This window comes from Metabacillus arenae (assembly GCF_014773385.1).
Lineage (GTDB): Bacteria > Bacillota > Bacilli > Bacillales > Bacillaceae > Metabacillus_D > Metabacillus_D arenae.
The window spans coordinates 65,038-79,562 of record NZ_JACXAI010000007.1 but is presented as its reverse complement, the minus strand read 5'-3'; the positions used below and the strand labels follow the sequence as shown (position 1 = coordinate 79,562).

Below are 14,525 nucleotides of genomic sequence, written 5' to 3'. Positions count from 1 at the left end.
TTTTATGTTGTATGACCACATATTAATCCGTTTTGGGGAAATTTCAACAAAAGGAAGAAATCGAAAGCAGTTTATTACGAAATTAAAAAGAAACATCCGTTTTATTTTAAAAGATTTTCAAAACCTAACATACAGCAGTACACGGGACAGGTTTTACATCACATTAAACGGTCAAGATCCTGAGCCGTTAGTTGCTCCACTAAAAAAAGTGTTTGGCATTCAGTCGTTTAGTGTAGCCGCAAAATGTAAAAGTGAAATGAATGAAATTAAAGAAACAGCTCTTCAAGCTGTCCGTTCCCAAAATCCAGAAGGAAAAACGTTTAAGGTCTCCGCAAAAAGGGCTGATAAAACATTTCCTTTAGATTCAACCAAACTAAATTACGAAATTGGCCGTCATATTCTCGTCAATACAAATCATTTAAAAGTAGACGTTCATCATCCTGACATTAATTTAAGAGTCGAAGTAAGGAAAGAGGCCGCTTATCTCACTTTTCATGATCATATCGGAGCTGCAGGTCTGCCTGCAGGAACAAGCGGGAGGGCAATGCTTATGTTATCAGGTGGAATTGACAGCCCTGTTGCAGGCTATCTTTCTTTAAAGAGAGGATTGGAAATTGAGGTTGTCCATTTTTTCAGTCCTCCATATACAAATGAAAGAGCCAAGCAAAAAGTGATCGACCTTACAAAACAATTAACCCCATACTGTGGAACGATCAATCTCCACATTGTACCTTTTACGAAAATTCAAGAATTAATTCAAAAGCAGGTTCCGGAAAATTATACGATGACTTCGACGAGAAGAATGATGTTGCAAATAACAGATATGATTCGGGAAAAACAACAGGCGCTAGCCATTATTACCGGTGAAAGTCTTGGTCAGGTAGCAAGCCAGACACTGGATAGTATGTATGCAATCAATGAAGTGACTTCGACTCCTATTTTGCGTCCGCTTATTACAATGGACAAGCTGGAAATAATTGATATCGCAAAAACCATTGATACATACGGTATTTCCTCAAGGCCTTATGAGGATTGCTGTACCATCTTTACACCTGCTGCACCGAAAACAAAACCAAAAAGGGAGAAAATAAATAGGTTTGAAAGCTTTGTTGATTTTGATTCTCTTTTAAAAGAAGCGGTAGAACAAACAGAAATGATTGAAATAACCGGTCAAATAAGGCCGCAGCATACAGAGATTGAGGATTTACTTTAAAGCTTATCTAGGAAAGTCCGCACCTCTTTTGAATAAAAATTATAAACAAATGGGCTAGATTAAACACCCTATTATTTTTGTATACAATTACCAACTTTTCTTTGAATGAAGCCATGTGATTTTACACAATCTATACTCACAAGGAGGTGAGATCACATGGCACAACAAAGCAGACAAGCTGGTTCTAACCAATTAGTAGTTCCTGGTGCTGCTCAAGCTATCGACCAAATGAAGTATGAAATCGCTACTGAATTTGGTGTTAACTTAGGAGCTGAAACTACTTCCCGCGCTAACGGTTCAGTTGGTGGAGAAATTACTAAACGTTTAGTATCAATGGCTCAATCATCTTTAGGTGGTTCTTACCAACAGTAATAATTAAATAAAAAATGGCTACAAGGGTGGGGCTTCCCCACTCTTTTCTTTTGACTGTTTTCGTATGGTTTGCCTGAGATTGAAACATCCTAATACTCCGAAATGTTTTTCTCCCAAAGTGAGAGGCGGGATGTGAGATAGAGCAACAATCTCTTAGAATTAAGTAAAGGAGTGTCATTATGACAAAAAATACAAATGATACAGAATTTGGAAATGAATTTGGTGACGGTAAAGAACAAAGACAAAAGCTTCAAAAAGCACAAAAACAACAAAGAAAGCGCAGAAATGAACCAAAAAATGCAAAAGAATCAAATGAGCAAAGCTAATGGAAAAAGCTGTTCAACATCGGACAGCTTTTTCTTTTTTTGTCAAGTTAAGAGAGATTAAGTTAATTAAAGTATTAATAGGAAACACGTATATTTAAGGATAACTCTTTTCAAAACCTTTATAATATTTGTATAATTATAAATGTAAATTGACATGGGAGGAGAATGATAGTGAATAAAGAAGAATTAATTGCTCCAGAAGACTATAACTTAGTATCAGAAGTTGAAAAATATTCTGGCAAAGCCAGTTTACTTGCTATACAATGGGAAAATGAACAAGGAGATAAAGAAGAGATTACATATTCAGAATTATTAACGAGAGCGAATAATATTGGAAGCGCTTTAATGAGCAAGGGACTGACAATGGGAGATAAGCTGTTAGTCATGATTCCAAGATTAATTGACGCTTATGCTGTATATTTGGGAGCATTGAAAGCGGGTATTGTTGTTATTCCATGCTCTGAAATGCTGCGTACAAAGGATCTCCAATACCGCGTAACTCACGGAGATGTAAAAGGCCTTGTTGTATATGCACCTTATGCTGACCAATTTAGCGAGATTAAAGAGTATGAAAATCTTGAGAAATTTATTTTAGACGGTCAACTGCAAGGCTGGTATTCTCTTGAAGAAACAGCGGCCAGCTTTAATGGCCAGCTTGAGCTGGCAAATACAAAAAGAGACAGTCAAGCCTTCCTTTCCTATACTTCAGGAACAACCGGAAATCCTAAAGGTGTTGTTCATACACATGGATGGGCTTATGCCCATTTTCAAACTGCTGCTGCAAATTGGCTGAGTATTAATGAAGGAGACAAAGTCTGGGCGACAGCCGGTCCAGGGTGGCAGAAATGGATATGGAGTCCCTTTTTATCTGTATTAGGGAGCGGGGCAACAGGCTTTGTTTACCAAGGAAAGTTTGAACCAACGAAATATTTGCAGCTATTGCAAGATTATCAAATCAATGTCTTATGCTGTACCCCGACAGAATACCGTCTTATGGCAAAAGTAGATGGGCTTGAGCAATACTCGCTTCCGGATTTGCATAGTGCCGTCTCAGCGGGAGAACCATTAAATGGCGAAGTTATCGATACATTTAAAAAATATTTTCAAATAGAAGTTCGTGACGGATATGGCCAAACTGAAAATACGTTGCTAGTCGGTGTGTTAAAAGGAATGGAAATTAAAGCGGGTTCTATGGGAAAGCCGACGCCCGGAAATTCAGTCGAAATCATTAATGATGAAGGACAGATATGCAGCCCAGGGGAAATTGGGGATATTGCCGTTCATGTTAGTACTCCTGCTTTATTTAAGGAATATTACAAGGATCCGGAAAGAACATCCATGCAATTCAGGGCCGACTATTATATTACAGGAGACCGTGCCCGCAAGGATAATGATGGATATTTTTGGTTTGAAGGCAGAAGAGATGACATCATTATAAGCTCTGGATATACAATCGGTCCATTTGAAGTAGAGGATGCTCTAGTTAAACATCCGTATGTAAAAGAATGTGCTGTTATTGGAAGTCCTGATGAAATTAGAGGTTCTATCGTAAAAGCCTATATCGTCCTTCAGGATAGAGTTGACAACGATGACCCGGAATTAATTCCAGCACTCCAACAGCATGTAAAAAAATTGACAGCTCCATATAAATACCCAAGGGAAATCGAATTTGTTGCAGATTTACCAAAAACCACTTCAGGAAAAATCCGCCGTGTGGAATTAAGACAGCTAGAAATGAAAAGGGCAAATGCGTAAACCAAGTGTTTGCTAAAAAATAAAACCAAGCTGAAAAACGAAAGTTGAACATGTTAGGGTGTCCGGTAATTTTGCATGATTGGCGGACATTCACTTTTTTTCTATGCGAATCAAAGAAAGTCAATCACGCCCGAGAATATTTGGTTCATCCCTAGATGAACGGGGAATGAGAGGAATGAAGGAAGCGGAGAGTCCTTTTATACTTTAATCAAAGCAATTTAATCATTTAGAAAAGCGCTTTTTTTGACTTTCAAGAGTGCTATCTACCAAAACCCCCTATATATATGCTAAAATAGCTGAAAAGTTTTGTTGGAGGTATGCAGTTTGGGTACTTTGTGGCATGGTGGCAATATTTATACAATGATAAAAGAAAATGACCGAATAGATGCCATCTTTTCAAAGAACGGAAAAATTATCGAGGTCGGAAAAAAATCATATTTACTGTCAAAATACGAACAACAAATAAACAAGTCAGTGGATCTTAAAGGGAGCACTCTATTACCTGGACTTGTGGATAGCCATATGCATGTGATCGGGCATGGTGAAAAATTACTGCGGTTAGATTTTTCTGAAATGCATAAAGCAGAAGATATTCTAGTTGCTATCCAAAAACGTGTTCCATATCTTCAGCAGGATGAATGGATTATAGGAGAAGGATGGAACGAGAATCAGCTGGAAAATAACAGAATTATACATAAAACAGAATTGGATGAGATTGCACCGAATCATCCTATTTTACTTAAGAGAATTTGCCGCCATGCAATGATTGTTAATTCAAAAGCAATGGAGCTTGCAGGAATTACGAGGGAAACGCCTGATCCAACCGGTGGTGTAATCGTCCGTGATCATTTGGGCGAGTCAACTGGATACTTGCTGGACAAAGCACAAGACTTAATTTATTCAATTACTCCAAGTGTTAGTAAGGCATACTTGGAAAATGCCTTAGAGCTATCAATAGAAGATTGTTATAAAAATGGATTAGTTGGAGTTCATACAGAGGATTTATCCTATTATGGAGATTTAATGAAAACTCTGCAAGCATTTGAAAATGTTATTCAAAAGAAAAAATTTCGTGCCCATCTATTAGTTCACCATCTTGTTGTGGATGAATTCCAAGGAAAGTCGAATTCCAATACAGAATTTATCGAATATGGGGCAATGAAAATATTTGCTGACGGTGCACTTGGAGGCAGAACTGCTTTATTAAGTAAACCATATGAGGATGCTCCTTCGACAACTGGGGTTGCGATCCATTCAGAAGAAATTCTAAAAGATCTTATAAAAAAAGCTAGGGATTACAACATGGAAGCAGCTATTCACACCATTGGGGATTTGGCCTTTGAAAATGTTCTTGATGCAGTTGAAGCGAATCCGCCAAAAAAAGGTCAGCACGACCGATTGATTCATGCCCAAATATTACGTCAAGATTTAATTGAACGAGCTAAAACTTTGCCAATCATATTAGATATTCAACCACGTTTTGTGGCAACCGATTTTCCTTGGGTTATTGAAAGGCTTGGAAAGGAAAGAATGAAAACATGCTACCCATGGAAAACACTTATAGAAAAAGGAATTCATTGCGCTGGAGGCTCAGATGCACCGATTGAACCGATTAACCCGCTGCTCGGAATTCATGCTGCAGTCACTAGAAAAAGTATTCATACACCTGATGAGCCAGGCTACGGTTTAAATGAATGTTTAACAACCTTTCAAGCGGTAGAGCTTTATACAAAGGGAAGTGCTTATGCGATTCATAAAGAGCAAGAAAGAGGAGTAATTGCCCCCGGCTTTGTTGCTGATTTTACTGTTTTTAACCAGGATATCTTTTCTATTGAGGATGATAAATTGATGCAAACAGAAGTAAACTTGACCGTTATTGACGGAGAAATTGTGTATAAAAGAGAGAATAAAATGAAAAAAGCAGCACTAACATGATCCAGTGCTGCTTTTCATTGTTGATTAACAACAGTTGCATGCGAACCAACGTTTCCCTCCTTGCTTGTTACAAAAATGTCCGTTGAACTTTATGCCAGAATGAATTGTCCTTTAATTTAACTGTTTTAATAATTTTTCCTGTCAATTCTAGTTCAACAGACTCCACGTGTTTTATACTCATTGCTTCATTATCCAACCCGATAATTGGATAATCATTTCCATCCTGAACAACTTTTAGCGTTAATTTTCGATTGCTGCTAAGAATAAATGGTGAGCCAAGCGTCCGGTAGCGATTATTATTTAAAGAGGCAAGTTCACTTATTTGCATACATGGTAGGAATGGATCCACGACTGCACCATTAACTGATTTATTGTAAGCGGTACTCCCGGTTGGGGTCGAGATAATCATCCCATCCCCTCTAAATGTTTCAAAATGAAAATCGTCGATAAATACATCGATTACAATAGTTTTTATAATGGATGTTTTGATTGATAGCTCATTTAAGCAATGGAAATGGCTTTTATCATCGACAGTCACATCGATGATTGGATACTTTCTTACTTCTATTTGTTCTTCAGTCATTGCTTGAATAATTTTATCAGGCTCATCTACTTTAAAATCACAATAGAGACTTATTGTCCCTTTTGTTGCAATTCCCACATAAAGACAATCATCCCTAAAGTTTGTTTTCCTCACAGCTTGCAGAAATGCACCGTCTCCGCCAATACTAACAATGATATTTGCTTTTGAATGCTCCTCGACAACTGTAAAATCATATTGTTCAGCAAGCTTCATTAAAGAGGATACTTTTTCAATTAGTTCGTTTTCTTTTTTGTAGAAAAAATAAACATTGCGGCGATCATTCAAGAAAATTCCTCCTTTTTATGGTAAGTTTCTCCACTTTTGCAAGAAGACATGGTAAAATACTCATTGTGTTTAGTTTACCACGATTTTTATCTTAAATGTCATCATCCTAGTAGGAAGTGGCAACAGATGAAACTTTTATTAAAGTGGTTCGTAGAAAAAGAGACAAAGCTTAAATGTTAGTCTGATTCATTAAGGAGGAAAACGATATATGAACGGTAAACGGTGGGGAGCTTTAATAATTGCAGGTGTACTATTTGTTTTTTCAATGATTATCAGCTTTACATCAATGTTTTTTTCTAATACCGAAGCACTGACCAGTTCCTTTACTGAAAGCGGCACGTTTTCTAAAAAGGTTGTTGAAGAGGGTTCGATGAATAATCAAATTGCTGTTTTAGAAGTCAATGGGACTATACAAGATACTGGGGATGTATCTTCTTTTTTTGAAACGGCAGGATATCAACATCAGAAATTTTTGGAAATGATTGATGAAGCGGCAAAAGATGAATCTGTCAAAGGTGTTATTCTCCGTATTAATTCTCCTGGCGGCGGGGTAGTCGAAAGTGCTGAAATACATAAAAAACTTGAAGAGTTAAAAGAAGAGACAAAGAAACCAATTTATGTTTCGATGGGAACCACGGCCGCTTCAGGCGGTTACTATATTGCAACACCGGGAGATAAAATCTTTGCAGCACCAGATACATTAACAGGATCACTAGGCGTAATTATGCAAGGAGTCAATTATGGCGAGTTAGCAGAAAACTTTGGCGTAAAATTCGAAACGATTAAGAGTGGGGAATTCAAAGATATTATGTCTCCAACAAGAGAGATGACTAAAGAAGAAAGAGAAATTCTCCAATCAATGGTTGACAATGCCTACCAAGGTTTTGTTGATGTGATTGCCGAAGGGCGTAATTTATCAGAGGAAGAAGTTAAAAGGATTGCGGATGGCCGAATTTATGATGGCAGACAAGCAAAGGAAATCAATCTGGTCGATGAGCTTGGATATTTAGATGACACGATTGCAGCAATGAAAAAGGATCATGACATAAAAAATGCACAGGTTTTTCAATATGAAACAAGTATGGGCTTTAATTCTCTTCTATCAATGGGTGCAACAAAAATATTTAGTAAAGAATACGAATTGTTGAATATCTATCAGTTATTAAATCAGCCAAATTCTACAAGAATGATGTATTTATATTCTGAATAAAGGGGGGGTTAGATGGATGCAACGTATGAAGAAGTAAATGATCCAAAGAGGCCCGTTGATGAAACTCCAAAAGACCTTATAGAAAAAGCCAATGGAGGCTTTTGGATTCGATTTTGGGCATACCTTCTTGATTTAGCAGTTGTGGCAAGTATCAACTCAATAGTTGTGGTGCCTCTGTTTACACTTGCGGGACTCGAGACAAACGGCTCTTCTATGTTTTCACCGATCTCGATCCTAAAAGCGATGATCTTTTTTCTCTATTTTGTGTTAATGACAAAATATTTGAATCAAACTCTTGGAAAAATGATATTTGGATTAAGGGTTATTTCCTTAAAAGAGAATAATGAAGGCAAACTTCCTTGGAGTACAGTGATTTTCCGTGAATTTATTGGAAGATACGTGTCAAAAACGATTTGGATCGGATATGTAATTGTTGCGTTTACGAATAAAAAACAAGGATTGCATGATATTTTTGCGGATACAACTGTTATTCATGAAAGCCTATTTCAAAGGAAAAATAAAGGATAAGTATTTTTGTAAACCTGCTGAAGTTTCAGCAGGTTTATTTCTTTTTTAGGAAGGAAATAATGGGAACTTGAAAGGAAGTGATTCCTATTTACTGGATAATTGGAATTGTTATCATTCTACTTTTAATGTTTCTCATTCTCTTTATCACAAAAATAACCATCACAATTGATTTAAATCATAGCGGTGATGATGATCATTATAAAATAAAGTTTCAGGCATGGTATGGTATTTTGCGATATACCATAAATATTCCCTTTGTGAAAATCGATGATCAACAGCCTAATCTTATGGTAAAAGAAGAGACAGGTCTTGGCGCTAAGGGCGAAAAATCCCCAAAAAAGAAAGACAATAAGATTACACCTGATGATATCATAGCAAGCATTAAGGATGTAAGGGAAATAACCGAGCATATAATTGGACTTAATAAAATTACAAGGAAGTTTTTAAAGCATGTAAAAGTTATTAAATTTGAATGGCATTCCCTATTAGGAGTTGGCGATGCTGCTTTAACCGGAATGGTAGTAGGAACAGCCTGGACCTTAAAAGGAATGGTCGTCGGATTAGTTTCATCCTATATGAACTTGAAAACAATGCCGGTGATGATGATTGAACCAGATTTTTACCATTTAAGATCTAAAACTACCCTTCAATGTATTATTTCCTTTCGATTCGGGAATGCTATGTTAGCAGGCTTAAGGTTCGTAAAATATTGGAAGGGCGGGAGACCTTGGTTTAAAAACAGTCCTTTTTCATTTCTTAATGAAAAGAAAAACAAGACAGCTTAAAGGAGGCTTTTTTTTATGAGTGAACATCCCATTCAAGGCTTAATGAAAACTGCCATGGAAAATTTAAAGCAAATGATTGATGTGAATACAATAATTGGTGACCCTGTTGAGACGCCAGATGGCAGTGTCATTTTGACAGTATCAAAGGTAGGCTTTGGGTTTGCGGCTGGGGGAAGTGAATTTAGCGGTCAGGGAATGGAAGAAAAACAGAATGTAGGACAACCAGGTACTCCTTCTTCTTCTAAACATAAGCTTCCATTTGGCGGAGGAAGCGGGGGCGGAGTATCTATTACACCTATCGCCTTTTTAATTGTTGGTACGAATGGCGTGAAAATGCTTCATTTAGATGAAAGCACCCATTTGTATGAAAAAATATTAGAGGCAGCGCCAGCCACTGTTGAAAAAATTCAGCATCTCTTTAAAAAAGACGATTCTAATAAAAATGAATCAATAAAAAATAAAAATAATGATTTGGACATCTAATTTGGATGTCCTTTTTTACTCCGTTTTTTATTTTCGCAAATTTTGTTGCTATTGTAACAAAGTCTATTACTCCGTGATTTGAGGTATCTCTTGAGGTAGACTTAAAGCAATTGGCAGTTACCCTTTGCCTTTATAAAAACTTCTTTTATATTAAAAAGGCAATCATCTCTTAGATATAAGCATTCATTTAAAATGCATATCATGATCTGTATAGAAGTTAGATTTTTCCATTATAACTTAGACTTTTTAATTTAAATTTAAAAGATTATGAAAATGAATGGTCTTTCGTTGCAATCCTCTCATAATCTCGTTATATTTACTTTGTACATACTTTTATTAGGGAGGAATCATTCATGGCATCAATTACATTTAAGGGTAATCCTGTAACATTATTGGGGAATGAAGTTTCAGTTGGAGAAACAGCTCCTGATTTCAAAGTTCTTGCAAATGACTTAACTGAAGTAACATTAGCAGACTCAAAAGGAAGTGTTCGGATCATTTCTGTTGTTCCTTCCATTGATACTGGGGTGTGTGATGCACAAACCCGTCGTTTTAACGAGGAAGCAGCAAAGCTTGGCAACGTTAAAGTTTTAACAGTAAGTGTTGACCTGCCATTTGCTCAGAAACGCTGGTGTGCGGCGAACGGAATTGAGAATGTTCAAACCGTCTCTGACCATCGTGACTTATCCTTTGGAGAGGCATATGGGGTTCACATTAAAGAACTTCGTTTGCTGGCAAGAGCGGTTTTTGTAGTAGACTCAAATGATAAGGTAACTTTCGCAGAATATGTTGCAGAAGCTACAAATCATCCAAATTATGAGGGTGCGATCGAAGCTGCAAAAGCAGCTCAATAATTTGATATTCTAGGATAAAGAATGAGGCTCCGTTTATTGAAACGGAGCCTTTCTTATAGGGTTTAAATTAATTAATTAAAGTATTAACGTATTAAAGATAATTGTTGTCAAGGTCATAAACCAATCCGTCAAGAAGGTTATAGAACAAACTTCATGCGAACTCGCCCAAGTGCTTGTCGCCGATAGGCTAGTGCCTTGTGCTTCTCTTTTAAAATTAGAAATTTTTAATTAATTAAATATTAACTAGTTATCGTTGTCCGGCTGCACGTAGCCTCAGTTCAATTATTTGGATTTCTATTCATATAGGTGTAATCTTAAAATATTACTGAAAGGAGTGATGAATTATGAGTATATCAATCCCAGAGGTTACACTAAATGATGGCGTTACTTTGCCAGTTATAGGTTTTGGTACATATAAACTTAATGGTAATGAAGGTGCAGTCGCTATAAATAGTGCAATTGATGCAGGTTATCGACTAATTGATACTGCTTATAATTATGAAAACGAAGGAACTGTAGGTGAAGCCGTTCGACGCAGTTCGATTTCAAGGGGAGAATTAAGAATTACATCCAAATTACCAGGTCGTTATCAAGCGTACGATAAAGCTGTCATTACCATACAAGAATCACTATATCGTGCAAATCTGGACTATTATGATTTATATCTTATCCATTGGCCAAATCCTAAACAAAATAACTATGTAGAAGCTTGGCAAGCATTAATTGACGCTAAAAAATGGGGGCTGATACGTTCTATTGGTGTTTGTAATTTCCTACCAGAACATATAGAGCGGTTAGAAAAAGAAACTGGCACGAAGCCAAGCATAAACCAAATAGAATTACACCCATTTTTCAACCAGGAACAACAAAGAATATGGCATGAAGAGAACAACATTAAAACAGAATCCTGGAGTCCATTAGCTCGAGCAAGTGACATTTTACAAAATGAAACGATTAAAAAGATTGCCGACCATCATAACAAGACGATTTCACAAGTTATTTTACGTTGGCATTATCAACTAGGGGCAATTCCAATTCCTAAATCTTCATCTCCTGAACGACAACTTGAAAATATATCAATTTTTGATTTTTCTCTAAATGAAACAGAAATGAGCACGATTGCAGAATTAACTCGCCCAGATGGCAGAATTAACGATCAAGATCCTGCTGCTTATGAAGAATTTTAACAACTACAGATAAAACATATCGGCGCACCACTTGTATGTATGAGTGATGCGTTTTTTTGCTTCATAAATTAGGCACTATAATATTTGTTGGAGTTCTGTGATATTATTGTAAAATAAAAATACACGCAACATCGTAGAATACCCTAGATGTGTTCAAACTGGTCCTGTAAGCAATGCACATACAAACGTGAATTGCGCGATGTTATGAATCAAACATTATTTCAAAGCTACAATAACAGCGACTAAAATGATAATATAGGATGAAAAGGAGAGGTATGAATGCAAGAAGGTACTCATGTTGAAAGGTTTTTTTCACTAATTAACGAAACAGCAGACTTAATCGCAAGTGAGCTGAAGTATCCTTATATTGAAGCAGTGGCAGAGACAGGGGAAAACCTCTTTCACGGTGAGATTCATGAAGAGGGATTAAGTGAAACGACTATAAAATTACTAAAGAAAAAGTACAGCAGTCTAAATCTGAATCAATTTAAAGCAGAGGAGCTAAGAAAAGCTTTTCAGCTGGCTATTTTAAAAGGTCTAAAGGAAGCGGCTCATCCGAATCACCAAATGACACCAGATGCTGTTGGTTTATTTTTAAGTTATTTAGTAAAAAAATTTTTACATAAAGAAAAAATTCGCCTTTTAGATCCCGCTGTGGGTACAGGGAATTTGCTAACAACCGTCTTAAATGATCTTGAAGGTATAGAGGTTGACAGTTATGGAAGTGATGTTGATGATCTATTATTAAAGCTTGCGCTTGTAACCGCAAATCTCCAGCAGCATCCAGTTCAATTTTATAATCAGGACAGCCTGCAGCCACTTTACGTTGATCCAGTGGATATTACGATTTGCGATATACCAGTTGGTTATTATCCTAACGATGAGGGAGCTAAGAACTATCAATTAAAGGCTGATGAAGGCCACTCATTTGCTCACCACCTTTTTATTGAACAAAGTATAAACTACACACTTCCTGGGGGATATTTATTTTTTATAATCCCAAACCATTTATTTGAATCATCTCAAGCTCCAAAGTTGAATGCTTTCTTAAAGGAAAATGTATATATTCAAGGTTTATTTCAATTGCCAGTAAGCCTGTTTAAAGGTGAACAGCATGCCAAAAGCATCTTTATTTTGCAGAAAAAATCAGAAAACATTTCACCTCCAAAGCAAGCTCTTCTTGTAAATCTTCCTAAGTTTTCAAATAAACAAGCGATGCAATCGGTCATTGCTCAGATTGACGAATGGATCATACAAAATAAAGGATAAAAACTACGGGTATACTACTCGTAGTTTTTATTTTGGTTTCAGAATGTTTAAGTAGATTACAGTATTAACGCGTTAAAGTTAGCCGTGACGTCTTTGCCGGCTAGGCGCCATGCTTGTCGCCGAAGGACTAGCGCCCCTGAGCTTTTCGGTCTTTGAATTCAATTTCTCAGAATTTATAGACTTTTAACTGTAACCGATTGCAGTTTATATATGCACTTGAAAACTTTAGATAGCAGTGTTTAAATGTAAAAGTCAGGTTTTTATAAAGGAATCGTCATTATATTAAATATTATTATATATCCTGCTTTTACCAGCTAAGATAAAGGGAGCGAAAAAATATGTCAAAAATTATTGCGATTAATGCAGGAAGTTCCTCATTAAAATTCCAATTGTTTGATATGCCAAACGAAGATGTTGTCACAAAAGGCTTAGTTGAACGAATTGGTTTAGATAATGCAGTTTTCACCATTACTGATACAAACGGTGAAAAGCAAACGGAAGTAACAGATATTCCTGATCATGCAGTTGCTGTAAAAATCTTATTAGCTAAGCTTACAGATCTAGAAATCATCCAATCATTGGATGAAATAAATGGGATCGGCCACCGCGTTGTTCATGGCGGAGAACAATTTAATGACTCAGTTCTAATATCGGACGAAACACTGGCGGCTATCGAAGAACTATCTGACTTAGCTCCATTACACAACCCAGCCAATGTAGTAGGAATTAAGGCTTTCAAAGAGGTATTGCCTAATGTTCCCGCAGTTGCTGTGTTTGATACAGCTTTCCATCAAACAATGCCTGAACAGTCATTTTTATACAGCTTGCCGTATGAATATTATAAAGAGTATGGAATTCGTAAATATGGTTTCCATGGCACATCACATAAATACGTGTCAGAGCGTGCGGCTGAGCTGTTAGGCCGTCCCATAGAGCAACTGCGTTTAATTTCTTGTCACCTTGGTAATGGGGCAAGTATTGCAGCAATCGAAGGAGGTCATTCAATCGACACTTCGATGGGCTTTACTCCATTAGCAGGTGTAGCCATGGGTACGCGTTCAGGAAATATTGACCCTGCCCTTCTTCCGTTTATTATGGAAAAAACAGGGAAAACAGCTGAAGAGGTATTAGAAATATTAAATAAAAAGAGCGGTTTATTAGGTATTTCTGGTTTATCAAGTGATTTACGGGATATTACACAAGCTGCTGAAGAAGGAAATGAACGTGCCGAAACGGCTCTTGAAGTATTCGCGAATCGGATTCACAAATATATTGGATCGTATGCAGCCCGCATGTCTGGAGTAGATGCGATCATCTTCACAGCCGGAATCGGCGAAAATAGTATTGAAGTTCGCGAAAGAGTCATGCTTGGACTCGAATTCATGGGGGTATACTGGGATCCAGCCCTAAATAAAGTCCGCGGGGAAGAAACATTTATCAGTTATCCGCACTCTCCGGTAAAAGTTATCATTATCCCTACCAATGAAGAGGTTATGATTGCAAGGGATGTTGTGAAGCTGGCTTTGTAATTGGCTCGAAATGTGTACCGGATTTTTATTGGACAACCTTTTATGTTATTTAATTAGCATGAGGAGGTTGTTTTTTATTTTGCTAAGGATTCATGTCATTTAATAAATAGTAACTAATAAACTAGGGATTTTTCCTCTAAGGAATAGGGCAGCCGATGATTTTTACTAATTTAAAGCATTTCATTCCAATATAAGTTAATATTATCTTGTA

General features: G+C 36.8%; 14 protein-coding genes. 13 read left to right on the top strand and 1 reads right to left on the bottom strand.

Features of this window, described 5'->3' with window-relative positions:
* Positions 1-4: 4 nt before the first annotated feature.
* From thiI to IC621_RS07815, 5 genes are all read left to right on the top strand, one after another.
* On the top strand, positions 5-1,213 hold the full coding sequence (thiI, locus tag IC621_RS07835; RefSeq protein ID WP_191157444.1) for a tRNA uracil 4-sulfurtransferase ThiI: 1,209 nt from the start codon (positions 5-7) through the stop codon (positions 1,211-1,213).
* Between the two features lie 156 nt (positions 1,214-1,369).
* Positions 1,370-1,585 (top strand): alpha/beta-type small acid-soluble spore protein, encoded by a 216-nt coding sequence (locus tag IC621_RS07830; protein WP_191157443.1) that lies wholly within the window; start codon positions 1,370-1,372, stop codon positions 1,583-1,585.
* 179 nt (positions 1,586-1,764) lie between these two features.
* Positions 1,765-1,911 (top strand): hypothetical protein, encoded by a 147-nt coding sequence (locus IC621_RS07825; RefSeq protein ID WP_191157441.1) that lies wholly within the window; start codon positions 1,765-1,767, stop codon positions 1,909-1,911.
* A 171-nt stretch (positions 1,912-2,082) separates the two neighbouring features.
* On the top strand, positions 2,083-3,666 hold the full coding sequence (gene mbcS, locus IC621_RS07820; protein WP_191157439.1) for an acyl-CoA synthetase MbcS: 1,584 nt from the start codon (positions 2,083-2,085) through the stop codon (positions 3,664-3,666).
* Positions 3,667-3,990: 324 nt separating this feature from the next.
* A complete protein-coding gene (locus IC621_RS07815; protein ID WP_191157437.1) occupies positions 3,991-5,601 on the top strand; it encodes an amidohydrolase in 1,611 nt (536 codons plus the stop codon).
* A 67-nt stretch (positions 5,602-5,668) separates the two neighbouring features.
* Here IC621_RS07815 and IC621_RS07810 read toward each other — a convergent pair whose 3' ends face one another.
* Complete coding sequence (locus tag IC621_RS07810; RefSeq protein WP_191157435.1) at positions 5,669-6,469, bottom strand: NAD kinase; 801 nt, start codon at positions 6,467-6,469, stop codon at positions 5,669-5,671.
* Between the two features lie 208 nt (positions 6,470-6,677).
* Here IC621_RS07810 and sppA point away from each other — a divergent pair, with 208 nt between their 5' ends.
* The 8 genes from sppA to IC621_RS07770 all read left to right on the top strand — a co-directional run bounded on the left by sppA (position 6,678) and on the right by IC621_RS07770 (position 14,314).
* Positions 6,678-7,679 (top strand): signal peptide peptidase SppA, encoded by a 1,002-nt coding sequence (gene sppA, locus IC621_RS07805; RefSeq protein ID WP_191157433.1) that lies wholly within the window; start codon positions 6,678-6,680, stop codon positions 7,677-7,679.
* A 12-nt stretch (positions 7,680-7,691) separates the two neighbouring features.
* Positions 7,692-8,207, top strand: coding sequence for an RDD family protein (locus tag IC621_RS07800; protein ID WP_191157431.1), 516 nt, complete (start codon positions 7,692-7,694; stop codon positions 8,205-8,207).
* Between the two features lie 77 nt (positions 8,208-8,284).
* On the top strand, positions 8,285-8,992 hold the full coding sequence (locus IC621_RS07795; RefSeq protein ID WP_191157429.1) for a DUF2953 domain-containing protein: 708 nt from the start codon (positions 8,285-8,287) through the stop codon (positions 8,990-8,992).
* A gap of 15 nt (positions 8,993-9,007) precedes the next feature.
* Entirely contained in the window at positions 9,008-9,475 is a 468-nt protein-coding gene (ytfJ, locus tag IC621_RS07790) for a GerW family sporulation protein (RefSeq protein WP_191157427.1), read from the top strand.
* A 353-nt stretch (positions 9,476-9,828) separates the two neighbouring features.
* Complete coding sequence (gene tpx, locus IC621_RS07785) at positions 9,829-10,329, top strand: thiol peroxidase (RefSeq protein ID WP_191157425.1); 501 nt, start codon at positions 9,829-9,831, stop codon at positions 10,327-10,329.
* 344 nt (positions 10,330-10,673) lie between these two features.
* Positions 10,674-11,516: an aldo/keto reductase gene (locus IC621_RS07780; RefSeq protein WP_191157423.1), complete on the top strand. Its 843-nt coding sequence runs from the start codon at positions 10,674-10,676 to the stop codon at positions 11,514-11,516.
* Between the two features lie 279 nt (positions 11,517-11,795).
* The gene (locus IC621_RS07775) at positions 11,796-12,785 is read left to right on the top strand and encodes a class I SAM-dependent methyltransferase (RefSeq protein ID WP_191157421.1); all 990 of its coding nucleotides are present in this window, start codon (positions 11,796-11,798) and stop codon (positions 12,783-12,785) included.
* A gap of 338 nt (positions 12,786-13,123) precedes the next feature.
* Positions 13,124-14,314, top strand: a complete 1,191-nt coding sequence (locus IC621_RS07770) for an acetate kinase (RefSeq protein ID WP_191157419.1) — start codon at positions 13,124-13,126, stop codon at positions 14,312-14,314.
* The last annotated feature ends 211 nt before the right edge of the window (positions 14,315-14,525 follow it).

What these genes read in the sequence shown, in the direction of transcription:
- thiI (WP_191157444.1), top strand. Translation starts at nt 5, where the DNA reads ATGTTGTATGACCACATATTAATCCGTTTTGGGGAAATTTCAACAAAA.
- IC621_RS07830 (WP_191157443.1), top strand. Translation starts at nt 1,370, where the DNA reads ATGGCACAACAAAGCAGACAAGCTGGTTCTAACCAATTAGTAGTTCCT.
- IC621_RS07825 (WP_191157441.1), top strand. Translation starts at nt 1,765, where the DNA reads ATGACAAAAAATACAAATGATACAGAATTTGGAAATGAATTTGGTGAC.
- sppA (WP_191157433.1), top strand. Translation starts at nt 6,678, where the DNA reads ATGAACGGTAAACGGTGGGGAGCTTTAATAATTGCAGGTGTACTATTT.
- IC621_RS07800 (WP_191157431.1), top strand. Translation starts at nt 7,692, where the DNA reads ATGGATGCAACGTATGAAGAAGTAAATGATCCAAAGAGGCCCGTTGAT.
- ytfJ (WP_191157427.1), top strand. Translation starts at nt 9,008, where the DNA reads ATGAGTGAACATCCCATTCAAGGCTTAATGAAAACTGCCATGGAAAAT.
- tpx (WP_191157425.1), top strand. Translation starts at nt 9,829, where the DNA reads ATGGCATCAATTACATTTAAGGGTAATCCTGTAACATTATTGGGGAAT.
- IC621_RS07780 (WP_191157423.1), top strand. Translation starts at nt 10,674, where the DNA reads ATGAGTATATCAATCCCAGAGGTTACACTAAATGATGGCGTTACTTTG.
- IC621_RS07775 (WP_191157421.1), top strand. Translation starts at nt 11,796, where the DNA reads ATGCAAGAAGGTACTCATGTTGAAAGGTTTTTTTCACTAATTAACGAA.
- IC621_RS07770 (WP_191157419.1), top strand. Translation starts at nt 13,124, where the DNA reads ATGTCAAAAATTATTGCGATTAATGCAGGAAGTTCCTCATTAAAATTC.